The following is a 26,626-nucleotide window of genomic DNA, read 5'->3' as shown; positions in this document are numbered from 1 at the left end:
AGGCACCTCAGACGTTGGCCGGACCACGCGGCATCGGCGCCTGCCACCCACGCACCAGCGCGAGCAGCCGCCAGCCGAGGCAGGTCGTGAAGCCCGCCGCGGCCAGCCCCGCCCCGGGGACGCCCAGGCGGTCGAGCACGACGACCACGCCCGCGCCCGCCAGGGCCGGGGTGGCGTAGAGGGCACCCTCGAAGATCACCGGCACCCGACCGGCGAGCACGTCGCGCAGGATGCCGCCGCCGATGCCGGTGACCATGCCGAGCAGCGCGGCCGGCAGCGGTCCGAGGCCGTAGTCGATCGCCTTCAGCGTCCCCGTGACGCAGAACAGCGCGAGGCCGAAGGAGTCGAAGAGCGTGACCACCCGCTCGACCCGCCCGATCGCGGGGTGGAAGAAGAAGGTGAGCACGCCGGCGGCGGCCGGCACGAGGAGGTAGCGCCAGTCGGCGAGCGCAGCCGGGGGCGTGGCCCCGATGAGGACGTCGCGGATGAAGCCGCCGCCGAGGCCGGTCACGCCGGCGAGGACGGTGGCGGCGAAGAGGTCGAGGTTCTTGCGGACCGCGACGAGCGCCCCGGTCACCGCGAAGACGAAGATGCCGGTCAGGTCGAGCACCACCAGGGTGGTCGCGAACTCCGTCTCGGGCACATCCGAAGGTTAGGGCCACCGGCGCGCCGCAGGCGTGCCGGCCCGCTGCGATCCGCTGGCGTAGGCTCGCCGGAACGGTGCCGGCAGCGCCGTGATCGCACCCACCAGACCAGGCAGGAGCCCGCCGTCCATGGCCAAGCTGACGTTCACCGGACGCAGCCGGGACGGCAAGCGCCTGCGACTGGTGGACGAGTCGGGCCAGGAGCACAGCCTGGTGATCGACACCCGGCTCCGCCGCGCCCTCTCGAGCGCACCCGACAGCGACGCCCAGTTGGAGATCCCGATGGAATCAAGCCTCCGTCCCCGCGACATCCAGACGCGCATCCGTGCCGGGGAGACCCCCGAGGCGGTGGCGCACGCCGCCGGCACGTCGGTCGAGAAGATCATGCCGTTCGCGGCCCCCGTGCTGGCCGAGCGCGCCCACGTGGCCCAGCGTGCCCAGCTGGCCTCCGTACGCCGTCGCGCCGCCGAGTCGGGCGCCCGCACCCTCGGCGAGGCGGTCGACGCCCACCTGCGCTCGGTCAACGTCGACCCGGGAGCGGTCGAGTGGGACGCCTGGCGCCGTGAGGACGGCCGCTGGACGCTGACCGGCCTCTACGACGTGGCCGGACGCGTCGGCACCGCGACCTTCTCCCACGACCCCCGCGGCAACTACGTGACGGTCGACGACGACGACGCCCGCTGGCTGGTCGGCGACGCCGCGCCCGCCGCGGAGTCCGCCCCGGGACCGACCGCGGAGCCCGCCGCGGACGACCTCGCAGCGGCCCGGCAGCGACGGCTCACCGCGGTCGGTGACGACGTCCCGCTCGGCGACGACGCGATCGAGATGGTCACGCACGAGACGGTCACCGACGAGACGGTGACGGGCGCGTCGGCGACGGACGAGGCGGCCATGGACGAGGCGTCGGCGACCGAGACGACCATGGAGATCCGCGACGCCCCGGCCGAGCCGGCCGACGACGCCGCCGAGTCCGCGGACCTTGCCGGGAAGCCGGCCGAGTCCCCGGCCAAGCCTGCCCGCAAGCGTGGTCGCGCGTCCGTGCCGAGCTGGGACGAGATCATGTTCGGCGGCGGGCCGAGCGAGCGGTGAGGCTGCTCCAGCTCAACGTCCACCCCCTCAAGTCCGGCGCCGTCCGCCCGGTCCCGTCCGCGCAGGTGCTGGCGAGTGGCCTGGCCGACGACCGGTCGTGGATGCTCGTGGACGCCGACGGCCGGCTGGTCTCGGCGCGTGAGGCGCACGAGACGTTCACCGTCACCGCGGACACGCCGGCCACCGACCCCAGCGTCACCTCGGCGCTGCGGCTGCGCGCCCCCGGCCTGGAGGACCTCGACCTGGACGTGCCCACGGGGGACCCGGTCCCCGTGCGGCTCTTCTCGCTCGACCTGCACGCCGTCCCGGCGCCGGCTGCGGACGCGTGGGTCAGGCGGGCGGTCGGTCGCGACGACGTACGCCTGGTGTGGTGCCACGACCCGCAGGCGCGCAACCTCCAGCCCGGGTTCTCCGAGCCCACGGACTTCACCGCCTTCGCCGACGCGTTCCCGGTGACGGTCGCATCACTGGCCTCCTTGCGCCAGCTCGACGACTGGATCACCGAGCGTGCCCTCGAGCTCGGCGAGGAGCCGCACGACCCGATGCCCGTCGAGCGCTTCCGGGCGAACCTCGTGGTCGACGGCGAGGAGCCGTTCGCCGAGGACCACTGGACGAGCGTCGTCGTCGGCGAGGTGAGGTTCCGGGTGGCGAAGCCGACCAGCCGGTGCGTGATGACCACCATCGACCCGCGCACCCTCACCACGGCGAAGGAGCCGATCCGCTCCCTGGCGCGGCACCGGCTCGTCGGCGGCAAGACGATGTTCGCGGCGCACCTCGTGCCCGAGACGTCGGGCCGGATCAGCGTCGGGGACGAGGTCCGCGCCGGCTGACGCGATCGCCGCGCCGGGTCACTCCCCCGTGGCCACGGGACGCGTCGGGTCGGCGATCCACCCGCTCCAGCTGCCGGGGTAGAGCGCGGCGCCGATGCCGGCGACCTCCATCGCGAGGAGGTCGTGGGTCGCGGTCACGCCCGAGCCGCAGTAGACGGCGACGCTCGACGTCGTGTCCGCCCCGACCCGGGCGTACGCCTGGCGCAGACGCTCCGGGGAGCGGAACCGTCCCCGCTCGTCCAGGTTCTCGGTGGTCGGCACGTTGACCGCGCCCGGGATGTGGCCGGCGACCGGGTCGACGGGCTCGGTCTCGCCGCGGAACCGCTCCGCCGCGCGCGCGTCGACGAGCACGTCCACGGCGAGCACGTCGTCCGCCTCCACGAGCGGTGCGTGCGTCGCGGCCGAGACCGCGAAGTCGCCGGGCACGACGTCGGGGGCGCCCGTCTCGACGGGGTGCCCGTCCTCGCGCCACGCGGTCCACCCGCCGTCGAGGACCCGGACGTCGCGGTGGCCGTGGTGCCGCAGCAGCCACCAGGCGCGAGCCGCCGCGCGGCCCTGCCAGTCGTCGTACACCACCACCGGCCGGTCCGCGCGCACCCCCGCGCGGCGCATGGCCGCCTCGAACCGCGCCTCGTCGGGCAGCGGGTGGCGACCACCCGGGCCCGGCGGGTCGGCGAGGTCGGCGTCCAGGTCGACGTACGCCGCGCCCGGGACGTGGCCGGCGGCGTGCAGGTCGCGTCCCGGCGGTCCGCCCATCAGGTAGCGGACGTCCAGGACGGTGACCGAGCCGAGCGTGGCGGCCAGCTCGTCGGGGGTGATCAGTGGTCCGTCCGTCATGTCGGCAGCCTCCCACGGCCGGGCTGTGACAAGATCGCCCGGACATGGCTGAACTGCACTTCTTCACCGGCACGATGGACTCCGGCAAGTCGACGCTGGCGCTCCAGACCAACCACAACCACGCCGCCCGCGGACGGGTCGGCCGGATCTTCACCACCCACGACCGCGCGGGCGCCGCCGTGGTGTCCAGCCGGCTCGGGCTGACGCACGAGGCGCTCGAGGTGGACGGCGAGTTCGACTTCTGGGCGTACGTCGTCGACACCCTGACCCGCGGCGGGCGCATCGACTACCTCGTGTGCGACGAGGCGCAGTTCTACACCTCCGAGCAGATCGACCAGCTCGCGAAGGTCGTCGACGAGCTCCAGATCGACGTGTTCGCCTTCGGCATCCTCACCGACTTCCGCACGCTCCTCTTCCCCGGCAGCGCCCGCCTCGTTGAGCTCGCCGACCGGATGAACGTCCTCCAGGTCGAGGCCCTCTGCTGGTGCGGCAAGCGCGCCACCCACAACGCGCGGACCGAGAACGGCGCGATGGTCGTCGAGGGCGAGGTCATCGTCGTCGGTGACGTCGACCAGGTCGACGAGCCCCCGGCCGACGTGGCCTACGAGGTGCTGTGCCGCCAGCACCACCGCCGCCGGCTGACCGCCGCCCGCGCCAAGGCCGTCTCGCTGGCCCCGGAGCCGCTGCCCTTCGGCTGACCCCTCAGCCGAGGAGGATCGGGATGACCATCTCCGCGGAGGTCAGCGAGCCGTGCAGGCCCACGAGGGTGTCCTCGTAGGCGAAGTCGACGCTCGACACGACGGCGGTGTCGTCGTGGCAGGCCACCATGACGTCGCCGAGCCGCGGCAGCACGCCGGGCGCCACGTCACCGAACCAGCCGCGCGCGACCGCCTCCTCGCGGGTGAGGACCGTCGCCCTCGCCCCCAGCACAGCGCGCCACGTGGCAGCCACGTCGTCGACGGCGCCCGCCGAGCAGTAGAGGTGCCGGAAGCGCGCCTCGCCGCCGAGCAGCGCCACCCCGTCGCGCATGCCGTCCACCTCGTCGACGTCCACCCGCGACCCGCGCGGGCTGTCGACCATCCCGTGGTCGGCGACCACGAGGAGGCGGGTGGAGGGCGGCAGCGCCTCGCGCAGCTGCTCCGCCTCGGCGTCGACCATCGCGAGCTGCTGGAGCCACTGGGTCGAGGCCACGCCGAACTTGTGCCCGGTCCAGTCGAGGTCCGAGTCGTAGACGTAGGTCAGCGACGGGGCGGACGAGGAGGCGCTGACCGTCGCGGCGATCCGCTCGCCCACGCGGTCGGCGCCGACGTAGGTCGCGCCGCGCTGGGAGGCGACCGTCAGGCCCGAGCCGTCGAAGTCGCGCTTGTTGACCGACGTGACCTGCACCCCGGCGTGCGCCAGCCGGCCGAGGGCGGTCGGGTGCGGCTGCCACTCGAGGGGGTCGACGTGCTTGTCCCACCACAGGTGGTTGAGCAGCCGGTCGGTCCCCGGGATGCGGGCGGTGAAGCCGACGAGCCCGTGCGCGCCCGGCGTGAGGCCCGTGCCCAGCGAGGTGAGCGACGTCGCGGTCGTCGAGGGCACCCCGGCCGTACCCGTCGCGCTCTTCTCGAGCAGCGAGGAGAGGTAGGGCGCGGCGTGCGCGTGGCGGGCGAGGAGCTCGGCACCCATCCCGTCGACGAGGAAGACGACGTACGACGGCGCGTCGGGGAGGTCGAGGCCCGCGGCCAGGCCGTCCAGCGGGGACCCCAGCGCCCGGGCGACGGACGGGATGACGTCGGCGAGCGAGCGGTCGCCGTAGGCCGGGGCCGTGAAGCCCGACGGCTCGGGCACCGTCACCGGCCGCTCACCCGCGGGTGCGCGAGGACAGCGCCTCGGCGAAGTCGAGCAGCCCCGCGACCGCGTCGGCGCCCTCGGCGGCAGCGGAGACGCGCAGGGTGTAGTCGTCGCCGGCCAGGGTCCCGGTGTACCCGTGGTCGGCGTCGCAGTCCGGGTCCGAGCAGGCGGCCGGCTCGAGGTCGAGACGCCCGACGCCGCCCCAGCCGATCGTGAGGACGGCCTCGGCCGGCGGCGCGACGCCCGCGGTCGGGTTCGCGACCATCCGGGTCACCACGACCGTGCGGATCGAGGTGAGGGTGACCGCCTCGGTGGTCGTCGAGGTGTACGGCTCGGGCAGCAGGTCGTCGCCCGGGTGCTCGTCGGTGTGCGCGATCACCAGGCGCGTCGGCGTCAGCAGGAGCGCCGTGAGGTGGCGGCGCACCTCCTCGTGGTCGAACGTCGTCTCGTGGTGCACGAAGTAGGAGACGACCTCCTCGCCGCCGGCTGCGGAGAAGACGCCGTCGGCGACGACCTCCGGGTAGTAGCCGGTGCGGTGGATCGCCTGGCGGAGGTCCTGCGAGACGTCCGCGTCACGGGTGGAGCGAGGCATGGCCGCAGTCTGTCACGCGCCGGTCAGTCGGGCAGCGTGTCCCCGGGCATCGTGCTGAGCCGGCGCACGAACCAGTCCGAGCGCGGGTCCTTCACCGGCTCCACCCGCACGGACGCCCCCAGCACGGTCGCCGCGCCGGCACCGGCCAGCACGAGCGGGAGCTGCAGGGCCCGGACCTGCGGCAGGTCGTGCTGGAGCTGGGCGACCTGGCGCAGCAACCGCTCGATCTCGGCCACGTCGACGATCTCGCTGCCCCGGTAGCCGAAGAGCAGCGGTGAGGCCTTGATCTCGCGGACCATGTCCTGCGCGTCGTGGTCGGCGAGCGGCGGGATGCGGAACGAGCGGTCACCGAGCAGCTCGGTCAGCGGACCGCCGATCCCGAACGACAGGACCGGCCCGAAGAGTGGGTCCTCCATCGTGTTGATCGACACCGGGACTCCCGGGGGCGCGTTGCGCTGGACCACGAAGCCGGCCTTCTCGGGGTCGGTGATGATCTCGTTGAGCGCCCGCCAGGCGATCGCCATCTCCTCGGCGGAGTCGATGTTGCGCCACACGTGGGCCAGGTCCGGCCGGTCGCGCAGGTGGTCGGCGGTCGCCTTGAGCACGACGTCCCACCCGAGCGCCTCCCCCGCGGTGCTCGCCTCGTCGAGCGTCTCGACGGCGTAGGTGTCCCAGAGGTCGATGTCGTAGGCGTGCAGCAGGCGGCTGAGCTCGGGGTAGTCGAGGTCGCGGCCCTCGGGGTCGCGCATGAGGACCTCGTTGACGAGGTGGCGGGCGGCGTCGAGGTCGTTGGTGCTCGCCTCGACCGACGCGGCCTGCGGCACGCGCACCCACACGGCGTACTCCACGACGCGAGCCAGCGCGCGGACGGCGGCCTCGACGGCGGGGTACGACGGCACCGACCCGCGGCCGGCGCTCGACCCGGCGACGTCGGGCACGCGCAGCAGCTCGGGAACGCCCTCGGTGCCGAGGAACGTCGAGACGATCGGCTTGTCGGACTGCTCGCCGACGGCCGCGAGCACGTTGGCGACCTCCTCGCGCGCACCGGTGACGTTGAGCGGGGGGATGAAGATCGCGACCACGGCGTCGACCTCGGGGTCGTCGATCGCGGCGTCCAGCGCGTCCTCGAAGTCCTCGGCGGTCGCGTCGGCGCCGAGCGCCTCCTGCCGGTTGACGACCAGGCCCACCGAGTTGGCGGCGTCGGCCGCGAGCAGCCCGAGCGCGTCGGAGTTGCCGACGATCGCGACCCGGCGCCCGCGTGGCAGCGGCTGGTGCGCGAGCAGCTGGGCGACGTCGAACATCTCCTCGAGCGACTCGACCTGGATGATCCCGGCCTGGCGGAACATCGCGTCGACGGCCTGTGCGGGTGCCCCGATCTTGCGGACCGCGTGGCCCATCGGGACGCCCTGGGAGCTGCGCCCGGACCGGACGGCGACGATGGGCTTGCGCCGGCTGACCCGTCGGGCGATCCGGGAGAACTTGCGCGGGTTGCCGATGGACTCGAGGTAGAGCAGCACGACCTCGGTGGCGTCGTCCTCCTCCCAGTACTGGAGGAGGTCGTTGCCCGAGACGTCGGCGCGGTTGCCCGCGCTGACGAAGGTCGTCAGGCCGAGGCCACGGTTCTGCACCTTCTCCAGGATCGCGGAGCCCAGCGCGCCGGACTGGCAGAAGAACCCGGCGCGACCGCGCGGCGGCATGACCGACGACAGCGACGCGTTGAGCTGGACGTCGGGGTCGGTGTTGATGATCCCGAGCGCGTTGGGACCGATCAGGCGCAGGCCGTAGGAGCGGGACAGCCCGACGAGTCGCCGCTGCCGCATCCGGCCCTCCTCGCCCGTCTCGGCGAAGCCGGACGAGATGACCACGAGCCCGTGGACGCCCTTGGCGGCGCAGTCGAGCACCACGTCCTGCACGGACTCGGCGGGCACGGCGACGATGGCCACGTCGACCTCCCCGGGGATCTCCCCCACCGTCTTCCACGCGGGCATGCCGGAGACGGAGTCGGCGCTCGGGTTGACCACGTGGATGCGGCCGGTGAAGTTGCCGAGGACGAGGTGACGCACGAGCGCGCGGCCGATGGTGTCCTGGCGGCGGCTGGCGCCGATGATCGCGACCGACCTCGGGGAGAAGAAGCGCTCGATGGAGGCGTACTCCGCGCGGTGCTCGCGCTGCTCCATCACGCCGATGGCGGTGTCGGTCGGGTCGATGCGGAACACGAGCTCCATCACGCCGTCCTCGAAGGCGCTCTTCACCTGGTAGCCGGCGTCCTTGAAGGTGTGGATCATCGCCTGGTTGTCGGGCAGGACCTCGGCGACGAACTCCTCGATGCCGCGCTCGCGGCCCGCCTGGGCGAGGTGCTCGAGGAGCAGCTGGCCGATCCCGCGGCCCTGGTGGCGGTCCTCGACGAGGAACGCCACCTCGGCGTAGCCGGGGCGGATCGTGTCGTAGCGCCCGACGGCGATCATCTGGCCGGCGACGAGGAGGATCATCGCGACACGCTCGCGGTGGTCGACCCGCGTGAACCGGTCGAGGTCGCGCTCGGACAGCTCGGGCATCGGCGAGAAGAAGCGGTAGTACTTCGACTGGTCCGAGACCCGGCTGTAGAACTCGACGAGCAGCGCGCGGTCCTCCGGCATCATCGGCCGGATGTGCGCCGTACGACCGTCGCGCAGCAGGACGTCCGCCTCCCAGTGCCGGGGAGGCGCCGGGGCGGTCGAGAGCTGGTCCGCTTCGGTCACACCCGCAATCTATCGGCAAGGAACCCGCAAGAGCGCCCGTCCCCTCGGATCCGTGGGTGCCGCCCCGGCGTGCCCCCGCGGGGTGGGCGGGGCGGAGCGGGGACAATGGCGCGCATGGCACGCCGTACGACGAAGCAGCCCCTCCCGGACGACTTCGAGGAGCACATCCTCGACACCGACATCCGCGACGAGATGCAGACGTCGTTCCTGGAGTACGCCTACTCGGTCATCTACTCCCGGGCGCTGCCCGACGCGCGCGACGGCCTCAAGCCGGTCCAGCGGCGGATCCTCTACACGATGGACGACATGAGCCTGCGCCCCGACCGCGGGCACGTGAAGAGCGCCCGCGTCGTCGGGGAGGTCATGGGCCGGCTCCACCCGCACGGTGACGGCGCGATCTACGACGCGCTGGTGCGGATGGCCCAGCCGTGGTCGATGCGGCTGCGGACCGTCGACGGGCACGGCAACTTCGGCTCGCCCGACGACGCTCCCGCCGCGATGCGCTACACCGAGTGCCGGATGGCGCCCGCCGCGGTCGCGATGACCGCCTCGATCGACGAGGACACGGTCGACTTCAAGCCCAACTACGACTCGCGCGAGATGGAGCCGGTCGTCCTGCCGGCCGCCATCCCCCACCTGCTGGTCAACGGCTCGGCCGGGATCGCGGTCGGCATGGCCACCAACATCGCGCCGCACAACCTCGTCGAGGTGGTGCAGGCGCTCAAGCACCTCATCACCCACCCCAAGGCCTCGCTCGACGACCTCATGCGGTTCGTCCCCGGCCCGGACCTGCCGACCGGCGGCAAGATCGTGGGCCTCGACGGGATCCGCGACGCCTACGAGTCGGGCCGCGGCACGTTCCGGATGCGCGCGACCGCCCGCGTCGAGTCGGTCACCCCGCGCCGCAAGGGCATCGTGGTCACCGAGCTCCCCTACGGCGTCGGCACCGAGCGGGTGATGGAGCAGATCAAGAAGCTCGTGCTCGCCAAGAAGCTCCAGGGCATCGCCGACATCAAGGACCTCAGCGACCGCGACCACGGCCTGCGGCTGGTCATCGAGGTCAAGAACGGCTTCGTCCCCGAGGCGATCCTCGAACAGCTCTACCGCCAGACGCCGATGGAGGACTCCTTCGGCATCAACGCCGTCGCCCTCGTCGACGGCCAGCCCCGCACGCTCGGGCTCAAGGAGCTGCTCGACGTCTTCCTGGGCCACCGGTTCGAGGTCGTGCGGCGCCGCTCGGTCTTCCGCCGCAGCAAGGCCGCGGACCGCCTCCACCTCGTCGACGGCCTGCTCGTGGCGATCCTCGACATCGACGAGGTCATCCAGGTCATCCGCGGCTCCGACAACGCCGCCGCCGCCAAGGAGCGGCTGATCTCGGTCTTCGACCTGTCCGAGGCCCAGGCCGACTACATCCTCGACATGCCGCTGCGCCGGCTCACGAAGTTCTCCAAGCTCGAGCTCGAGAAGGAGAAGACCGAGCTCGAGCGCACGATCGAGTACCTCGACGCGATCCTCGCCGACGAGAAGCTGCTCCGGAAGGTCGTGTCCGACGAGCTCACCGACGTCGCCAAGGAGCACGGCACGCCGCGCCGCACGGTCCTGCTCGCCTCGGCCGGCACCACCGTGACCGCGGCGAGCGCCACGCCGCTGGAGGTCGCCGACGACCCGTGCTTCGCGCTGCTGTCCTCCAGCGGGCTGCTCGCGCGTACGACGTCCGCCGCGCCGCCGGGCCACGGCGAGGGCCGCGCCAACCACGACGTCGTCACCAGCGCCGTACGCACGAGCGCCCGCGGCGAGGTCGGGGTCGTCACCAACCGCGGCCGGCTGCTCAAGGTCGGCGTGCTCGACATGCCGGAGCTGCCCGACTCGGCCAACGACCCCAACCTGCAGGGCGGTCTGCCGCTCAGCGAGATCCTGTCGCTCGACGCCGGCGAGCGGGCCCTCGCGCTCAGCGCTCTGCCCACCGACGGCCCCGGCCTGGCCCTCGGCACCCGCGACGGCATCGTCAAGCGGGTCAACCCCGAGGTCCTCGGCCGCGACGAGTGGGAGGTCATCGGGCTCAAGGACGGCGACGAGGTCGTCGGCGTCGTCGAGCTGACCACCGGCGAGGAGGAGCTGTGCTTCATCTCCTCCGACGCCCAGCTGCTGCACTTCCCCGCCTCGGGCGTACGCCCCCAGGGCCGGGCGGGCGGCGGCATGGCCGGCATCAAGCTCGGGGCCGGCCAGCACGTCGCGTTCTTCGGGGCGTTCGACCCCGCCGACGCCGTCGTCGTCACGGCCTCCGGTTCCTCGACGGCCCTGCCCGGCACCGAGGCCGGGGCGGTGAAGGTGACGCCCTTCAGCGAGTACCCCGGCAAGGGACGCGCGACCGGCGGCGTGCGCAGCCACCGCTTCCTCAAGGGCGAGGACGTCCTCGTCGCCGCGTGGGCCGGACCGGGACCGGCACGCGCCGCGGCGTCGAGCGGGGCGCCCATCGACCTCCCCGAGGCCACCGGCAAGCGGGACGGCTCGGGCGTCCCCGCCCCGCAGCCGATCGCCGCCGTCGCCTCGCCGGTCGCCGCCCAGGTGGCGGCCGGCGCGACTCCCGGCGGCGCGCCCAAGCCTGTGGAAGGCTGAGCCCATGCGCACCTCCGGACGTCTCGCCACGACCGCCGCCGCGGTCCTCCTCGCCCTCCCCACCCTCGCCGCCTGCTCCGGTGACGACGGCGGCAGCGGTGGCGGGGGCGACGACGGACCCACCCCCGAGGAGGCGCTGGCGACGGCCGCCACCACGCTCGAGGAGACCAGCGGCGTCGAGCTGACACTCTCCACCGACGCCCTCCCCGAAGGCGTCTCGGGCATCACCCGCGCCGTCGGCACGCTCACCAACGCGCCCGCCTTCGAGGGCTCCATCACGGTCGTCTTCGCCGGCCAGACCGTCGACGTGCCGGTCATCGCCGTCGACGACACCGTCTACGCCCAGCTGCCGTTCACCCCGGGCTACGACAAGGTCAACCCCAAGGAGTACGGCGCCCCCGACCCGTCGGGCCTCATCGGCGCGGACGGGTTCGCGGGCCTGCTCGGCCTCACCGACTCCCCCGTGGCCGGCGAGAGCGTGCGCGGCGGCAGCAACAACACCGAGGTCCTCACCACCTACTCCGGCACCGTGCCCGGCGACGCGATGGACGCGATCATCCCGTCGTCCTCCGGCGACACCTTCGACGTCGAGTGGCAGGTCACCGACGACGGCGAGCTGCGCCGGGCGACCCTCACGGGGATCTTCTACCCGCGCGCCGAGGAGATGACCTACACCGTCGACTTCGCCGACTACGGCACCGAGAAGGACATCACCGCGCCGTGAGCGCCGCCGCCGGCGTGGTCGAGGTCTCGCGCACCTCCCGGGTCCTCCTCGCCATGGCGGCGGTCGCCGTCGCCTTCGCCGCAGCCGACACCTACGTCGTCGTGCTGGCGCTGCCGGACATGATGACCGGCGTCGGCGTCCCGATCGACCAGCTCCAGCGGGCCGCCCCGATCGTCAGCGGCTTCCTGCTCGGCTACGTCGCGATGCTCCCGCTCATCGGCCGGATCGCCGACCAGCGCGGGCGGGTGCCGGTCCTGGTCATGGCGCTGGTGCTGTTCGCGCTCGGCTCGCTCATCACGACGGTCGCCTACGACATGCCCAGCATCGTCGCGGGCCGTTTCCTCCAGGGCGTCGGCGGAGGCGGCCTCGTGCCGGCCACGCTCGCCCTGGTCGCCGACCTCTACCCCGCGGAGCGTCGCGGGATCCCGCTCGGCGTCGTGTCCGCGGTGCAGGAGATCGGCTCGGTGCTGGGCCCCCTCTTCGGTGCGGCGGTGCTCGCCGTCTCCGACTGGCGCGCGATCTTCGCGATCAACCTCGCCGTCGGGCTGGTCCTCGCCGCCGCGATCCGTACGCTCGCGCCGCGCGCGCGCTCGACCGCGGCGGGGGCCGAGCCGGCGCCACGCCCGCCACGCTCCCGCCCGGACGTCGTCGGCGCGCTCCTGCTCCTCGCCACCCTCGCCGCGGCCGCCGTCGTCTTCCTGCGACCCCCCGCGCTCATGCGGGACCTGACCTGGGGCCAGCTCTTCATCCCGTTCGCCGGCGACGGGCGCTGGCTCACCCCGATCGGCGCGGTGACGACCGGCGCGTTCCTGCTGCTCGTGGCGTGGTGCTGGTTCGCGCCGAGACCCCTGCTCGACCTCCGCGGATGGGTCCGCGTGCTGGTCGACGCCGACCTCGCCGGCGCACTGCTCCTCGCCGCGGCCCTCGGCGGCGTGATCCTCGCGTTCGCCACGGCGGACCCCAAGATCGAGGTCTTCTCCCCCCGCGGCCGGTGGTACCTGCTCGGCGCCGTCGTGGCCTCGGCGGCCTTCGCGTGGCACGTGCGCCGCGCCGCGAACCCCCTCGTCCCCCGCGGTGCGCTGCGTCGTACGCCCGCGTGGGGCGCCCTGCTCGTCAGCTTCTTCATCGGCGCCGCGCTCATCGCCGCGCTCATCGACATCCCGCTCTTCGCCCGCACGACCGTCTACCCCGACGACCAGCTCCCGGCGGCACTGGTGCTCGTGCGCTTCCTGCTCGCCCTCCCCGTCGGCGCGGTCGCCGGCGGGTGGCTGATCCGCTCGCTCTCCCCCGGCGTCGTCACGGCGCTCGGCATGGTGATGGCGGCCGTCGGCTTCGTGCTGATGACCCGCTGGGGGCTCACGACCATCGAGGAGCCGGTCGCCAACGTCGCGCTCGTGGTCGGCGGGCTGGGGTTCGGTCTCGCCCTCGCGCCGGTCAACGCCGCCCTCCTCGCCCACACCGACGACGACGTCCACGGGGTCGCGAGCGCGTTCGTCGTGGTGGCCCGGATGGTGGGCATGCTCGTCGGGATCTCCGCCCTCACGACGATCGGTCTGCGGCGCTACTACGCCGAGCAGCGCGCGGTCCCGCCGGTGCAGGAGGTCTGCGACGGGAAGAGCCGGTGCACGGAGTTCTCCGACCTGCTGCGGGTGGCCGGCATCGCCCAGGAGCACGCGGTCTTCTGGGGCGCGGCCGGCTGCGCCGTGGTCGCGGCGGTGCTGGCGCTGGTGCTGTTCCGTCAGGTCGGGCCGACCAGGATCGCCGTGCGCGACGCGGTGGGTAAGGGCGGGTGAGCCTCCCCGGATCCGGGAGGTTGTAGCGCCGGCAGACCGTGGGTAGGCACCTGTCATGAGCTTCGATGTCACCCCACACGTCCTGACGACGGTCGGCGACGAGCTGATCTTCCTCGGCGCCCAGACCATCGGCATGGCCCGCCTGCAGGCCGACCGCATCCCCGACGCCTCCGGCGGGGCGGTCTTCATGCACCTGCAGGACATGCTCGTCGAGAGCCGTGCCCAGCTCATCGAGGCCTACGAGCGCGGCCACCACTACCCGAGGTACTTCGCCAGTGCCGGGTTGGCCATCAAGCAGTGCGCCGACGAGTACCGCTACGTCGACCAGGCAGCACGGGAGCGGCTCGACGCCCTCATGACCGATGCCGAGTCGCTGCCCGACAACCAGAGCCTGGGCGGCGATCCCGACGACCACGGTGCCACGAGGTCGTCCGTCTACGACGCGATGGACTCCGACGCGATGCCGGGCGACTGGAGCGACTGGACCACGGTTCGGGGCTTCCTCGACTACGGGGCCAGCCTGACCGCGTGGCTCTCGCTCGCCAACCTCTACTCCAGCCCGATCGACGGCCTCCTCGACTCCCTCGCGGGCGAGTGGGAGGTCCTGGACGAGACGTGGAACGCGCTGCACCGGCTGGAGCTCTACTGGGAGGCGATCCGCGAGGAGGTGGCGGAGTCGATCGCCTACCTCGACACCGGGTGGAGCGGCAACGCCGCCAGCAGGGTGTTCGACTGGTTCCACCAGTTCGACGACCTGCTGCGCGACCACGCGATCGGGATCAGCGAGCGCAAGGACCGGGTGATCTTCCTCCACGACGGGCTGCAGATCACGATCGAGGGCCTGCGTCCCTACATGGACATGATCGCGGCGATCCTCGAGGAGTTCGCCGCCTCGGCGATCACCTGGGTCGACGCAGCCGGTCGGCTCGTCAACGTCTACTCGTGGGCGCTCATGGTCGTCGACGGCCTCTTCCTCAGCGCGGGCCTCGTCAACCTCGGCTTCTCCCTGCTCCCGGTCCGCGACCTGCGCTACCCCGACGACTCGCTGCCGGTCCTCGCCGCACCCGACGTGGCCGGCCCGTGAGCGGCACCGACGCCCACGACCCGCTCGGCGTGGCACTGGCGGACATCCGTCGGCGCATCGAGTCCGTGCAGCGCTCGCACCCCGCGTCCGCCGACGACGGCGGCGGCCTGCGCAGGATGCTGGAGCAGGCCGACCTCCGGGAGTGCAGCCCGGAGTTCCGCCAGGTCGCCACCCGGTTCCTCAACGGCCACTCCGGCCCCGCCGACGTACGCCGCCATCCCGACTACGCCCGGATCCTGGGCGCCCGGCTGGCCGAGAAGCGCGAGGACTAGCCTGCGGGGCGTGAGCGACTTCGACGACCTCCTCCAGGCCAACCGCGCGTTCGCGGACGACTTCCACCTCGGCGGCTTCGACGGCAAGGCCCACGCGGGCATCGCCCTCGTGACCTGCATGGACTCGCGCATCGACCCCCTCGGCATGCTGGGCCTCAAGCACGGCGACGCCAAGATCTTCCGCAACCCCGGAGCGCGCGTGACCCCGCAAGCGCTCGAGGCGCTGGTGCTCGGCGTGCACCTGCTCAACGTGCAGCGCATCCTCGTCGTCCCGCACACCCGCTGCGCGATGGCGTCGGCCTCGGAGCAGGAGCTGCGCGTGAAGATCGGCGAGTCCGCCGGCGTCGACGCCAGCTGGGCGTCGTTCGGCGTCGTGTCCGACCAGCTCGACCAGCTGCGCCAGGACGTCGCCAAGGTCCGCACGCACCCGCTGATCGGCGAGCGCACCAAGGTGGGCGGCTTCCTCTACGACGTGGACTCCGGACTCCTCACCCAGCACGTGTGAGGAGGCACGTGGGGTCGACCACGGCGAGGCTCGACTCACACTCCGCCGTGTCGTCCGGTCGAGAGGGTGGCCGACCGGCGAGAGGATGGAACCGTGGCAGTGAACCGTGGACCTGACGAGCAGCACGAGAGCGTGGCGCAGCTGCTCGACGAGCGCGCCCGCCTGCTCGCCATCGGCTACCGCATGCTCGGCAGCCGCGCCGAGGCCGAGGACGCGGTCCAGGAGACCTACGTCCGGTGGTACCGCCTGACCGCGGACGAGCAGGCGGGCATCCGCAACCCCGCGGCCTGGCTGACCACCGCCATGACCCGCGTGTGCCTCAACGTCCTCGACTCCGCCCGGCACCGCCGCGAGTCCTACGTCGGCGAGTGGCTCCCCGAGCCGCTCGCCGCAGGCTCCCCGATCGCGCGCGGATCGGGTGCGCCCGCCGACCCGGCCGACCGCGCGGCCCTGGCCGACGAGGTGACGATGGCACTCATGGTCGTCCTCGACGCGTTGACCCCCGGCGAGCGGGTCGCCCTCGTCCTGCACGACGTCTTCGGCTACCCCTTCGACGAGATCGCCGACATGGTCGGGCGCTCGTCGCAGGCGGTCCGCAAGCTCGCGTCGACGGCGCGCAAGCACGTCGAGGAGGAGCGTCGTCGCACCTCCACGCCGCTGCAGCAGCGTCAGGTCGTGGAGTCGTTCGTGGCCGCCTGCCTCACCGGGGACGTCGCGACCCTCGTCGCGCGGCTCGACCCCGGCGCCGTGGCGACGAGCGACGGCGGAGGCCGCGTCAGGGCCGCGCTGCGCCCAGTCGTCGGAGCCGACCGGGTGGCACGGTTCCTCGTCGGGGCGTTCCGCAGGTCGCCCGACCTCACCGCCACCCTGGAGGACACGGGTGACGAGACCCGGTTGGTCCTGCGCAGCGCCGACGGGGTGGCGGCCGTCGCGACCTTCCAGGTGCTCGACGACCGGGTCCGCCACGTCTGGGTCACCCTCAACCCGGACAAGCTCAGCACCTGGCGCGACGACGACCTCGACACGGACGGGTCCTGACGGGTCCTGACCTCACATCCGGGCCCCCTGCCCGGTCGACCTCGTATGAGCAACGAACCCACACCCAGCCCGCAGCCCGACCCTCCAGCACGCATCGCCGTCGCCGGTGGCACCGGCACGGTCGGGCGCCACGTCGTCGAGATCGCCCGGCGTCGCGGGCACGACGTGGTCGTGCTGTCCCGCACCACCGGTGTCGACCTGGTCGCCGGCACCGGGCTCGAGGAGGCGCTGCACGGCGTCCAGGTGGTCGTCGACGTCAGCTCGCAGGTGTCGCAGAAGAGCTCGGAGTCACGTGACTTCTTCGGCACCGTGACGCGCAACCTGCTTGCCGCCGAGGCGGGCGCGGGGGTCGGGCACCACGTCGCCCTCTCGATCGTCGGCATCGACCGGGCGCCCCACGGCTACTACGCCGGCAAGGTCCTGCAGGAGGAGCTCGTCCGTGCGTCCGAGGTGCCCTGGTCCATCCTGCGGGCGACCCAGTTCCACGAGTTCGCGAGCCAGATCCACGGCGCCGTCACGCTCGGCCCCCTCCACGTCGTCCCCCGCATGCTCTCCGAGCCCGTCGCCGCCGCCGAGGTCGCCGACCGGCTCGTGGACGTCGCGACCGCGCCGGCCGCCGGCCGTGTGCGGGACCTCGGCGGCCCGCGTCGCGAGCGCATGGTCGACATGGTCCGCCGGTGGGCCTCGGCGACGGGGCGGCCCGGCCGCGTCGTCGCCGTGCCGCTGCCGGGTGCCCTCGGCAGGGCGATGCGGGACGGGAGCCTGGTCACGGGGGCGGACGCCGACCACGGCACGACGACCTTCGACCAGTGGCTCGAGACCGTCCGATGAGCCTCGCCCTGCGCCGTACGCTCCTGTGGGCGACGGCGCTGATCGGGATCTACGTCGGCGGATGGGCCGCGTCCGCGCCCCGGTCCTTCTACGACTCGTTCCCGGGCCTGGGCCTGATCTGGATCTCGATCGACGGCCCCTACAACGAGCACCTGGTCCGCGACGTCGGGGCGCTCTACCTCGGCCTGGCGGCCGGCACCGCGTTCGCCGCCGCCCAGCGCGCCGAAGCGGCCGCCGTCGTCGCCGGTCGGGTGGTCGGGCTGGCGTGGCTGGTCTTCTCGGTGCCGCACCTCGGCTACCACGCGCTGCACCTCGACGGGCTCGGCGCCGTCGACGTCGTGGCCCAGCTGGTGTCCCTCGGCAGCACGGTCGTGCTCGGGGCCCTCCTGCTCCTCGGGCCCGAGCGCGGGCGTGCCAGGACGCCGTGAGGCCGGCGCCGCGCCACCGCCAGTCTCCTAGGCGTCGAGCGCCTCGACGTCCACCTCGTAGGCGCCCTGGACGATGAACTCCTTGCGCGGCGCGACGTCGGAGCCCATCAGCAGGTCGAAGACCCGCGCCGCCTCGTCGACGTCGTCGATCGTGAGCTTGCGCAGCGTGCGGTAGCGGGGGTCCATCGTGGTCTCCGCCAGCTGGTCGGCGTCCATCTCGCCGAGGCCCTTGTAGCGCTGCACCGGGTCCTTCCAGCGGACGTTCTTCTTCTTCAGCTCCGCCAGCCGGCGCTGCAGCTCGTCGTCGGAGTAGGTGTAGATGTACTTGTCCATCCCCTTCTTCGGGTTGGACAGCTCGATGCGGTGCAGCGGCGGCACGGCCGAGTAGAGCCGCCCGTCGCGCACCAGCTCGGGCATGTACTTGAAGAACAGCGTCGCCAGCAGGCAGCGGATGTGGGCGCCGTCGGAGTCGGCGTCGGCCATCAGGATGATGCGACCGTAGCGGGCCTGCTCGAGCTCGAAGGTGCGTCCGGACCCGGCGCCGACGACCTGGATGATCGAGGCGCACTCGGCGTTCTTCAGCATGTCGCCGACGGTCGCCTTCTGGACGTTGAGGATCTTGCCGCGGATCGGCAGCAGGGCCTGGAACTCGCTGCTGCGCGCCGCCTTGGCGGTGCCCATGGCCGAGTCGCCCTCGACGATGAACAGCTCGGTGCGCTCGGTGTCGGTGCTGCGGCAGTCGAAGAGCTTCGCCGGCAGCGCGGAGGACTCCAGGGCGTTCTTGCGGCGCTGGTTCTCCTTGTGCTGGCGCGCCGCCAGCCTGGTCTTGGACGCCCCGGCGACCTTCTCCATGAGGAGCTTGGCCTGCGCCTTCTCGGCGCGCTTCGTCGAGGTCAGGAAGGACTTGAGCTCCCCCGCCACCACCTTGCGCACGACGCTGCGCGCCGCCGGGGTGCCGAGGATCTCCTTGGTCTGGCCCTCGAACTGCGGCTCGGCCAGGCGGACGGTCACCACCGCCGTGAGCCCCTCCAGCACGTCGTCCTTGATCACGTCGGTGTCGGCGGCCTTGAGCACCTTGGCGCCCCGCATGGCGTCGTTGAACGTCTTGGTCAGCGCAGCCTCGAACCCGCTGACGTGGGTGCCGCCCTTCGGCGTCGCGATCACGTTGACGAACGAGCGCACCTCGGTGTCGTACGCCGTGTCCCACCGTACGGCGACGTCGACGGCCAGCTCGCGCTCGACCTCCTGCGGCGTCATGTGGCCCTTGTCGTCGAGCAGCGGGACCGTCTCGGTGAAGGTGTCGGTGCCTTGCAGCCGCAGGATGTCGGTGACCGGCTCGCCGTGGGAGAGGAAGTCGACGAACTCCGCGATGCCGCCGTCGTGGCGGAACTTCTCCTCCACCATCTCGCCCGAGCGCTGGTCACGGATGACGAGCTCGAGGCCCGGCACGATGTACGACGTCTGCCGCGCGCGGCCGACGAGGCCGTCCATCTCGAAGCGGGCGTCCTTGGTGAAGATCTGGCGGTCCGGCCAGAACCGGATCCTGGTGCCGGTCCTGCCCTTCGCCACGCGCTTGCCCTTGCGGGTCAGTCCCGACTGCGGCGTGAAGCCGGCACCGGGGCCGTCACCGTCGAACACGCCCGGCACGCCCCGCTGGAACGACAGTCCCTGCTGGGTGGGTGAGCGGTCGACGTCGATGTCCATCCGCGACGACAGCGCGTTGACCACCGACAGGCCCACGCCGTGGAGGCCACCGGTCGCGACGTAGGAGCCGCCGCCGAACTTGCCGCCGGCGTGCAGCTTGGTGGCGACGACCTCGACACCCGGCAGGCCCGTCTTGGGCTCCTTGTCCGTGGGGATGCCGCGGCCGTCGTCGAAGACCTCGACCGAGCCGTCGTCGTGCAGGGTCACCTCGACGAGGTGCGCGACGCCGGCCAGCGCCTCGTCCACGCCGTTGTCGATGATCTCCCACAGGCAGTGCATGAGGCCGCGGGTGTCGGTCGAGCCGATGTACATGCCCGGGCGCTTGCGCACGGCGTCGAGGCCCTCGAGGACCAGCAGGTGCGCGGCGTTGTAGGTGTTGTCTGACGGTGCTGCCACAAGGGGAGAACCTACCCGCGACACGCCAGGCGTCGGCGGAGGCACGCCTGCCCCCGGTCGTGGACGCTGCGGTCTAGCGTGGGAGGCACCGCACACGTATCTGTTCTGCAACGGCTCGTCCACGCTTGAGGACAACACCAGCGGGGAACAGTGTGACGTGATTGACTTGAAGAGTTCTCGAACGCGAAACGACAGCAGGGAATCTTTGTCCCACTGGCTACGTTGGGCCAGACACCGATGAACAGAAATGAGGCTGACGTGACCACTGCCACCGCACCCACCCAGGCCGTCCTCACGGCTGGTGACCGCTGCGACCGTTGCGGCGCCCAGGCCTACCTCCGTGTGGAGCTCCAGGCCGGCGGCGAGCTGCTCTTCTGCGCGCACCACGCACGCGAGCACGGCGAGAAGCTCCGCGAGGTCGCCGCGACGGTCCACGACGAGACGCACAAGCTCGCGACCCCGGCCTCCCCGGCCGCGGGCGACGAGGCCTGAGCACCACCCGCAGCACCACCCGCACACCGACTTCCAGGACGACCCCGGACACGCTCTCCGGGGTCGTCCTGCGTCTGCGGCCACGTCTGGGAGGCTGTGACCCGTGAGCCTCACCGAAGTCCTCGTCGCCCTCGCGATCGCCGTCGGCATCGTCGGCATCATCGTCCCGGTGCTGCCGGGCACGATCCTGGTCATGGCGGCGATCCTCGTCTGGGCCGTCCAGGTCGGCACGACGACCGCCTGGGTCGTGTTCGCGGTCGCGGCCGTGCTGCTCGCCGCGGGCTCGGTCGTGAAGTTCCTCGTCCCGGGACGCCGGCTCAAGGCCTCGGGAGTCCCCAACCGGACCCTGCTGGTCGGTGCCCTCCTGGCCTTCGTCGGCTTCTTCGCCGTCCCCGTGGTCGGCATGTTCATCGGCTTCGTCCTCGGCGTCTACCTCGCAGAGCGGGCCCGCCTCGGCGGTGCGCAGGCCTGGCCCTCCACCGTGGGCGCCCTCAAGGCGGTCGGCGTGTCGATCCTCATCGAGCTCGTCGCCGCCTTCCTCGCCACCGTCACCTGGGTCGTCGGCGTCGTCGCGACCTGAGCCGCCACCCAGCCGCCACTGAACCCGCCGAACCAGCCGAACCTGCCGACATGGTCGTCCTCCTCTCCCTCGCCGCCGCGCTCGCGTACGGCCTCTCCGACTTCGTCGGTGGCGTCGCCTCGCGTCGCACGTCCGCCTGGCCGGTCGCGTTCGTCGGCAGCCTCGCGGCCTTCGCCGGAGCCGTCGTCATGGCCCTCGTGGTCGACGGCGACCCCACCCGGGCACACCTGCTCTGGGGCGCGCTCGCGGGCGTCGGGTCGGGCGCCGGTGGCGCCTTCCTCTACCGGGGGCTCGCCGCGGGCCGGATGGGTGTCGTCGCGCCGATCTCGGCCGTGGGCGCGGCCCTGCTGCCGGTCGTCGTGGGCGTCGCTACCGGGGAGCGTCCCGACCTGCTCGTGTGGCTCGGGATCGCGGCGGCGGTCCCCGGCATCTGGTTGGTCAGCCGGGAGCCGGGCGGGACGGGCGACCTCGCCGCCGGCATCACCGACGGCGTGCTCGCCGGCGTCGGCTTCGGCCTGCTCTTCGCGGCCATGGGCCAGGTGCCCGACGACGCGGGCTTCGCCCCCCTCGCCGTCGCGCAGGGCGTGTCCGTCGTCGCGGTCCTCGCGACCGCGGTCGCCCTGGGCGGGCGGTGGCGGCCGTACGACGTCTCGCAGGCGTGGGGCGTCGTCGCGGGCGTCCTCGCCACGGTCGCAGCGACGGCGTTCCTCCTCGCGACCCAGACGGGCCTGCTGACCATCGCGTCCGTCGTGACGTCGCTCTACCCGGCCGTCACGATCGCGCTCGCGGCCGTCGTGCTGCGCGAGCGCATCCACGGCTCCCAGGGCGTCGGACTGCTCCTGTGCGGGATCGCGGTCGGGCTGGTCGCGGCCGCCTGACCTCAGGCGCCGAGCCCGGAGCCGATCGGCAGGCTCCACCGCTGGCGCCTCGGCGCCCAGTCGCGCACCGGCCGGGACCCGTCGCCCTCGTCGACCATCTTGACCGACACGCGCACCGACGGCGCGCGATCGAGGCAGTCGCGGCTGATCACCGCCCGGAAGACGTCCTGGCCCCACTTCGGGCGGGCCGAGTAGTCGCAGTCGACCCGGTCGTCGCTGCCCTGCCAGCCGTCGGCCACCGTGAGGACGTAGTCGGTGCCGTCGCCGAGGCCGCTGCTGAGGACGTACTCGGGGCCCTTCTCCTCGCGATCGGTGTCGAGGAAGACCGACACCCCGGCCGCACTGGAGCGCATGAGCTCGTTGAAGCGGACCTTGACCAGCACGTTGTTGCTGCCGTGGTTGACCTCGAGACCGTAGATGTCGGTGAGCGAGCCCTTCGCGTCGGCGGGGTCGTCGACACGGTAGAACTCCGCGTGCGCCGGCGCGGCGAGCACCACGGAGGCGGCCGCCGCCAGGACGAGCGCGGGGACGGCCGTGAGCGAGATCCGAGTTCTCATGCCCCGAGTGTGGCACTCCCGGCCGCCGCGCCGTCACCCACTTCGGGAGGGCGGACACCCCGGCCGCGTGCCACACTCCAGCGCATGGGGACGTGGGTGCGCAGCTGCACCGGTCTCGCGGCTGCGGTGCTGGTCGCCGGGTGCTCCACCTCCCCGCCCCCGACAGACCGCCCGTCCGTTCCGGTGACGACCTCGGAGCCCCCGTCACGGTCCGTGCCGAGCCCGTCGTCCGCCTCGCCCCCGCGCACGCCCCCGCGCACCCTGGAGCGCCCCGTCACGATCGCCCTCGTCGGCGACGTCCACTTCGAGGGGGTGCTGGCCGACCGGCTCAGCGATCCGGGGACGGCTCTCGGTCCGGTCGCGGACGTCCTCTCGAGCGCCGACCTCACGATCGCCAACCTCGAGACCTCGGTCGGCTCGGGCGGGCGGCCCGAGCCGGGCAAGCGCTTCACCTTCTCCGCCGGGCCCCAGGCGCTGACCGCGCTCGCCGCGGCGGGTGTCGACGTGGCGACGATGGCGAACAACCATGCCCTCGACTTCGGCCGCGCGAGACTGCCGAGCACGTTCGCGGCGATCCGCGACGCGGCCCGCGCGGAGCCAGCCCTGGAGGTCGTCGGGATCGGTCGCGACGCCGCCACGGCGTTCGCACCTGCCGTCCACGACGTCCGGGGCACCCGCGTCGCCACCGTCGGCGCGTCGGCGGCCGACCTGGACCCCACGGCCGACCCGACGGGGCGGTGGGCCGCGACCGGCGGCCGGCCGGGCGTGGCGGACGCGGTGGACCCGCGCCGCCTGCTGCGCGCCGTGCGGCTCGCAGCCGCGGAGGCCGACGTCGTCGTCGCCTACCTGCACTGGGGCGTCCAGGGCGAACGCTGCCCGGGGCCGGACCAGCGCCGGCTCGCCCGGCGTCTCGTCGACGCCGGCGCGGACGTGGTCGCCGGCTCCCACGCGCACGAGCTGCAGGGCGACGGGCGCCTCGGCGACGGCTACGTCGCCTACGGGCTCGGCAACTTCGCCTGGTACTCCCCCGGCCCCACGGGCGTCCTCACCCTCACCGTCCGCCCACCGGACGACCCCGCGGGTCGTGCCCGCGTCGCCGCCGCCGACTGGTGGCCCGGCGAGATCGGACCGGACGGCCTCCCGTCCCGGCTGGGCGGGACTGCCGCACGTGCCTTTCGCGCGGACCGTCGGTCGCTGCGGGCGTGCGCCGGGCTCGCCGACCGGGACGGAGCGGCCGGTTAGCGCGGCGCCAGCCAGGCCAGGAGCAGCCGGCCCGTCCGCTCGAGCTGAGCAGGCGCCACGACCGCCGGGACGTCACCCGCCGAGTGGTAGCCCGCGTAGGGCGTCGATCCCAGCCGCGCCGCCGGAATCCCGGCCCTCACGAACGACCAGTGGTCGCTGCTCCGCTCCTCGGACTCCGGCACGATCGGCACGCCGGCGCGCCGAGCGGCGGCGACGAGCGCCCCGCGGACCGGGTCCGACGTCCCCGCCTCCAGCGCGGACCCGACGGGCACGACCGAGCCGACACCGACCCTGTCGAGGGAGACCATCCCCCTCACCGCTCGGCGCTCGGCGCGGGTGAGGTCCGCGACGTAGTGCCGGGATCCGAAGTGGTGCAGGTCGTCACCGGACCCGCGCGGCTCCTCGGCACCGAACGCGACGAGGACGACCGGCAGCCGCGTACGCCGTCCGGCGACCGCCTCGGCGGCGGCGAGCAGGACACCGACCCCGGACGCGTTGTCCTCGGCCCCCGGCGCCTGCGAGACGGTGTCGAGGTGGGCGCCCACGACGAGGTGCGGCTCGGTGGCGTCGAAGCCCGCCGGGACGGCCACGACGTTGGCGGAACGCCCCGGTGGCAACGGCGCACCCTGCCACGACACCCCGGCGGGCACGTCGACGCGCTGGCGGGAGACGTCGTACCCGAGGCGGACGAGCTCGTCCTCGACCCAGCCCGCCGCGCGGCGGAAGCCGGGGCTCGTCGCCTCACGGGGGCCGACCACGCCGGCGAGGTGACGGACGGCGCGGACCGCGGTCGCGCGGTCGAGGTCATCGGGACGGACCGGGCGAGGCTGCTCGGGGCTGGCGGGCGCCGGCTCCGCCGAGGGCGTGTCGGACGGTGAGGACGTACGCGTCGACGAGGTCGAGTCCGCCGGGGCGGTGGGCGCGGGCGGCTCGTCCGCGGCGGTGCACGCGCTCAGCGTCAGCACGCCCACCGCGCCGACGGCGACCACGCGGCGGACGGCAGGCCTGCGTTCACCGTAGCCGCGCGGCCAGGTACGCCCCGAGCATCCGCTCCACCTCGGTCAGCGCCGCTTGGCGTGAAGGGTCGTCGACCGGGTGGCGGGCCAGGGTGTGGCGCACGGTCTCGATGCAGAGACCGACGACGTCGTGCAGCTCGGCGTCCGGCGTGGTGGCCCCCGCCGCGCGCAGGGAGTCGGCGAAGAGCCGGATGAGCTGCTCGCGCACGGCGTGGGCCGGTGAGTCCGTCCGCTCGGGGGCGACCTCCTCGGTGAGCCGGTAGTAGCCGGGGTGGCGTGCCTGCAGGTCCGCGGCCCGGTGGATCAGCTCGCCGACCACGCCGCCGGCGTCGGCCACCGAGGAGACACCGGCGACCACGTCGGCGTAGGTCGGTGCGACGTCCGCGAGGTAGCGGGCGGCGAGGGCGTCGGCGATCTCCTCCTTGTCGTGGAAGAAGCGGTAGAGGGCACCCACCGAGAGACCGGCGCGCGCGGCGATGCGGGTGGTGCTGGCCCCGCGGAGGCCGCGCTCGCCGATCTCCTGGTCGGCGGCCAGCAGGATCCGGTCCACGGTCTCCTGGGACCGGACCTGCTGGGGGTCACGCCGGGTGGCGCGCTCACTGGACAAGCACGTCTCCGGCCGGTGTGCGTACGCAGGTGACGCGCGCGGCGGCACCGCTCCACGCACCGGCGAGGCAGCGCCCGAGGACCTGGTGCCCGGCGGCGTTGGGGTGCCACGACTCCTGGCAGGTCTGGTAGTAGTCGGAGCAGGTGTCGGTCACCCGCTTGATGTCGAACTTGTCGTAGGGACCGAAGCTCGTCACGTGGACGCCGCTCGGCCCGTCCATCACCCGCAGCGGGGTGGCGAGCGCATTGCCGGGGCTGCCGGGGCTCTCGCAGAGCCGGGCGCCGTCGAAGGCGCGCTGCACGTCGAGGTAGGTGATCTTCGCGCCGGGCCGCTCGGCCTGGAGGGTGCTGGCGACCCCCGAGACGAGGCGGCCGAGGTTCTGGCTGAACCGGTGCGCCGGCGCGAGGCTGTCGATGTCGGCGGGGCAGCCCGCGGCGTACCTCTCGTCGACGAGCCCGCGGTACTTGTCGCGGGTGTCGCTGCGGCCGTCCTCGGTGCGGTACTGCTCGGCGTACGCCTGCGGCAGCGGGTTCGTGTAGTCCTGCAGGACGACGCGGTGATCGCCGTCGGCGTCGACCTCGTCGAGCACGTCGAGCACCTGGCGCACCGCGGCCGTCGTCTCGGCCTGGGCGGCGGAGACCTGGGCGGCCGTGGCGAAGTCGGCGTCGTTGCAGGCCCGCTCGTTGAGCTCGGCCCCGGTGACCCAGTTGGCGAAGTGGATCCAGACCTCCCACCAGCCGGTGTAGCCGTCGGCGACGAACCGGCCCGCGCACTCGGCCGCGACCCCGCCGAAGGTGAACTGGCTGTTGTTGGACCCGAGTCCGAGCAGGACGAGGTCGATGTCGCCGGTCTGCGCGACCTGGCGCAGCTGCTCGACCTGGGCCGCCACCGTACGCCCGGCGGGGCGGGCGCTCGACGCGTTCGCCATGTCGGCGGGCTGGGCGCCCGAGCAGGCCAGGTTGACCCGCTGGACGATGCCGGGGAGCGAGGCGACCTGGATCGATGCGTTCGCCGACCGGTGGCAGAAGTAGGGGTTGCTGTTGTCCGCGGCCCAGCCGGGGAAGCCCTGCTGGACACCGGACTGGTCGGTCACCGCGGTGTAGGCCCCGGCGCCTTCGCCGCTGATGAAGCTGTCGCCCATCGCCACGGCGGTCGGGGGCAGCGGGTCGGCCTGCGCCGGCGGCGCCAGCGCGAGCGGAGCGGCCAGGGCCGCGGTGGTGAGGAGCAGCGCGCCGGCGAGTGCCGACGAGGCGCGTGCGAGGCGTCCGAGCATGGTGAGGTCCCTCCCGAGAGAAACGCG

The 26,626-nt window shown here is 73.3% G+C and carries 26 protein-coding genes; 16 read left to right on the top strand and 10 right to left on the bottom strand.

The window, feature by feature from the left end:
- Positions 1-7 precede the first annotated feature (7 nt).
- A complete protein-coding gene (locus F4692_RS15190; protein ID WP_179620566.1) occupies positions 8-643 on the bottom strand; it encodes a trimeric intracellular cation channel family protein in 636 nt (211 codons plus the stop codon).
- Positions 644-773: 130 nt separating this feature from the next.
- On the opposite strand from F4692_RS15190, the gene sepH reads away from it, so the two are divergent.
- Both sepH and F4692_RS15180 read left to right on the top strand, forming a co-directional pair.
- Positions 774-1,733: a septation protein SepH gene (gene sepH, locus F4692_RS15185; protein ID WP_179620565.1), complete on the top strand. Its 960-nt coding sequence runs from the start codon at positions 774-776 to the stop codon at positions 1,731-1,733.
- Positions 1,730-2,563, top strand: coding sequence for an MOSC domain-containing protein (locus F4692_RS15180; RefSeq protein WP_179620564.1), 834 nt, complete (start codon positions 1,730-1,732; stop codon positions 2,561-2,563). Before sepH ends, F4692_RS15180 begins: the two co-directional genes overlap by 4 nt.
- An 18-nt stretch (positions 2,564-2,581) precedes the next feature.
- Here F4692_RS15180 and F4692_RS15175 read toward each other — a convergent pair whose 3' ends face one another.
- On the bottom strand, positions 2,582-3,400 hold the full coding sequence (locus F4692_RS15175; RefSeq protein ID WP_179620563.1) for a sulfurtransferase: 819 nt from the start codon (positions 3,398-3,400) through the stop codon (positions 2,582-2,584).
- A 44-nt stretch (positions 3,401-3,444) separates the two neighbouring features.
- On the opposite strand from F4692_RS15175, the gene F4692_RS15170 reads away from it, so the two are divergent.
- Positions 3,445-4,098, top strand: a complete 654-nt coding sequence (locus F4692_RS15170; protein WP_179620562.1) for a thymidine kinase — start codon at positions 3,445-3,447, stop codon at positions 4,096-4,098.
- Positions 4,099-4,102: 4 nt separating this feature from the next.
- On the opposite strand, the gene F4692_RS15165 is transcribed toward F4692_RS15170, so the two are convergent.
- Genes F4692_RS15165 through F4692_RS15155 form a run of 3 tightly spaced genes read right to left on the bottom strand, consistent with a single transcriptional unit; the run spans position 4,103 to position 8,563 of the window.
- The gene (locus F4692_RS15165; RefSeq protein WP_179620561.1) at positions 4,103-5,236 is read right to left on the bottom strand and encodes an alkaline phosphatase family protein; all 1,134 of its coding nucleotides are present in this window, start codon (positions 5,234-5,236) and stop codon (positions 4,103-4,105) included.
- Between the two features lie 7 nt (positions 5,237-5,243).
- The gene (locus F4692_RS15160; protein WP_179620560.1) at positions 5,244-5,825 is read right to left on the bottom strand and encodes a DUF5998 family protein; all 582 of its coding nucleotides are present in this window, start codon (positions 5,823-5,825) and stop codon (positions 5,244-5,246) included.
- A gap of 23 nt (positions 5,826-5,848) precedes the next feature.
- Positions 5,849-8,563 (bottom strand): GNAT family N-acetyltransferase, encoded by a 2,715-nt coding sequence (locus F4692_RS15155; protein ID WP_308645332.1) that lies wholly within the window; start codon positions 8,561-8,563, stop codon positions 5,849-5,851.
- A gap of 114 nt (positions 8,564-8,677) precedes the next feature.
- On the opposite strand from F4692_RS15155, the gene F4692_RS15150 reads away from it, so the two are divergent.
- The 9 genes from F4692_RS15150 (at position 8,678) to F4692_RS15110 (ending at position 17,854) form a co-directional block, all read left to right on the top strand.
- Positions 8,678-11,179: a DNA gyrase/topoisomerase IV subunit A gene (locus F4692_RS15150; RefSeq protein ID WP_179620559.1), complete on the top strand. Its 2,502-nt coding sequence runs from the start codon at positions 8,678-8,680 to the stop codon at positions 11,177-11,179.
- A 4-nt stretch (positions 11,180-11,183) separates the two neighbouring features.
- A complete protein-coding gene (locus tag F4692_RS15145) occupies positions 11,184-11,903 on the top strand; it encodes an LppX_LprAFG lipoprotein (protein ID WP_179620558.1) in 720 nt (239 codons plus the stop codon).
- Positions 11,900-13,696 carry an MFS transporter gene (locus F4692_RS15140; RefSeq protein WP_308645331.1) on the top strand — a complete coding sequence of 599 codons (1,797 nt, stop codon included), beginning with the start codon at positions 11,900-11,902 and terminating at the stop codon, positions 13,694-13,696. Before F4692_RS15145 ends, F4692_RS15140 begins: the two co-directional genes overlap by 4 nt.
- A 55-nt stretch (positions 13,697-13,751) precedes the next feature.
- On the top strand, positions 13,752-14,780 hold the full coding sequence (locus F4692_RS15135) for a hypothetical protein (protein WP_179620557.1): 1,029 nt from the start codon (positions 13,752-13,754) through the stop codon (positions 14,778-14,780).
- Positions 14,777-15,052: a hypothetical protein gene (locus tag F4692_RS15130; protein ID WP_179620556.1), complete on the top strand. Its 276-nt coding sequence runs from the start codon at positions 14,777-14,779 to the stop codon at positions 15,050-15,052. Before F4692_RS15135 ends, F4692_RS15130 begins: the two co-directional genes overlap by 4 nt.
- A gap of 10 nt (positions 15,053-15,062) precedes the next feature.
- Positions 15,063-15,557 carry a beta-class carbonic anhydrase gene (locus tag F4692_RS15125; protein WP_308645330.1) on the top strand — a complete coding sequence of 165 codons (495 nt, stop codon included), beginning with the start codon at positions 15,063-15,065 and terminating at the stop codon, positions 15,555-15,557.
- Between the two features lie 93 nt (positions 15,558-15,650).
- On the top strand, positions 15,651-16,595 hold the full coding sequence (sigJ, locus tag F4692_RS15120) for an RNA polymerase sigma factor SigJ (RefSeq protein WP_308645329.1): 945 nt from the start codon (positions 15,651-15,653) through the stop codon (positions 16,593-16,595).
- A 45-nt stretch (positions 16,596-16,640) separates the two neighbouring features.
- Positions 16,641-17,426, top strand: coding sequence for an SDR family oxidoreductase (locus F4692_RS15115; protein ID WP_179620555.1), 786 nt, complete (start codon positions 16,641-16,643; stop codon positions 17,424-17,426).
- Positions 17,423-17,854: a hypothetical protein gene (locus F4692_RS15110; protein ID WP_179620554.1), complete on the top strand. Its 432-nt coding sequence runs from the start codon at positions 17,423-17,425 to the stop codon at positions 17,852-17,854. The genes F4692_RS15115 and F4692_RS15110 overlap by 4 nt, the downstream gene beginning before the upstream one ends.
- Before the next feature lie 27 nt (positions 17,855-17,881).
- On the opposite strand, the gene F4692_RS15105 is transcribed toward F4692_RS15110, so the two are convergent.
- Entirely contained in the window at positions 17,882-19,954 is a 2,073-nt protein-coding gene (locus tag F4692_RS15105; protein ID WP_308645328.1) for a DNA gyrase/topoisomerase IV subunit B, read from the bottom strand.
- A gap of 237 nt (positions 19,955-20,191) precedes the next feature.
- Here F4692_RS15105 and F4692_RS15100 point away from each other — a divergent pair, with 237 nt between their 5' ends.
- The 3 genes from F4692_RS15100 (at position 20,192) to F4692_RS15090 (ending at position 21,904) form a co-directional block, all read left to right on the top strand.
- Complete coding sequence (locus F4692_RS15100) at positions 20,192-20,446, top strand: DUF7455 domain-containing protein (RefSeq protein WP_218858638.1); 255 nt, start codon at positions 20,192-20,194, stop codon at positions 20,444-20,446.
- A 103-nt stretch (positions 20,447-20,549) separates the two neighbouring features.
- Positions 20,550-21,026 (top strand): DUF456 domain-containing protein, encoded by a 477-nt coding sequence (locus tag F4692_RS15095; protein ID WP_179620551.1) that lies wholly within the window; start codon positions 20,550-20,552, stop codon positions 21,024-21,026.
- A gap of 50 nt (positions 21,027-21,076) precedes the next feature.
- A complete protein-coding gene (locus tag F4692_RS15090; protein WP_179620550.1) occupies positions 21,077-21,904 on the top strand; it encodes an EamA family transporter in 828 nt (275 codons plus the stop codon).
- Between the two features lie 2 nt (positions 21,905-21,906).
- Here the strand turns inward: F4692_RS15090 and F4692_RS15085 are convergent, their stop codons facing one another.
- On the bottom strand, positions 21,907-22,461 hold the full coding sequence (locus F4692_RS15085) for a hypothetical protein (protein ID WP_179620549.1): 555 nt from the start codon (positions 22,459-22,461) through the stop codon (positions 21,907-21,909).
- 84 nt (positions 22,462-22,545) lie between these two features.
- On the opposite strand from F4692_RS15085, the gene F4692_RS15080 reads away from it, so the two are divergent.
- Positions 22,546-23,703 carry a CapA family protein gene (locus F4692_RS15080; RefSeq protein ID WP_179620548.1) on the top strand — a complete coding sequence of 386 codons (1,158 nt, stop codon included), beginning with the start codon at positions 22,546-22,548 and terminating at the stop codon, positions 23,701-23,703.
- Here the strand turns inward: F4692_RS15080 and F4692_RS15075 are convergent.
- Genes F4692_RS15075 through F4692_RS15065 form a run of 3 tightly spaced genes read right to left on the bottom strand, consistent with a single transcriptional unit; the run spans position 23,700 to position 26,599 of the window.
- On the bottom strand, positions 23,700-24,692 hold the full coding sequence (locus tag F4692_RS15075; protein ID WP_308645327.1) for a M28 family metallopeptidase: 993 nt from the start codon (positions 24,690-24,692) through the stop codon (positions 23,700-23,702). The genes F4692_RS15080 and F4692_RS15075 overlap by 4 nt on opposite strands.
- 22 nt (positions 24,693-24,714) lie before the next feature.
- Positions 24,715-25,326 carry a TetR/AcrR family transcriptional regulator gene (locus tag F4692_RS15070; protein ID WP_179620547.1) on the bottom strand — a complete coding sequence of 204 codons (612 nt, stop codon included), beginning with the start codon at positions 25,324-25,326 and terminating at the stop codon, positions 24,715-24,717.
- Entirely contained in the window at positions 25,316-26,599 is a 1,284-nt protein-coding gene (locus F4692_RS15065; RefSeq protein WP_179620546.1) for an SGNH/GDSL hydrolase family protein, read from the bottom strand. Before F4692_RS15065 ends, F4692_RS15070 begins: the two co-directional genes overlap by 11 nt.
- Between the last annotated feature and the right edge of the window lie 27 nt (positions 26,600-26,626).

This window comes from Nocardioides cavernae (assembly GCF_013410035.1).
Classification (GTDB): domain Bacteria; phylum Actinomycetota; class Actinomycetes; order Propionibacteriales; family Nocardioidaceae; genus Nocardioides; species Nocardioides cavernae_A.
This window is presented reverse-complemented; position numbering and strand designations above follow the sequence as displayed.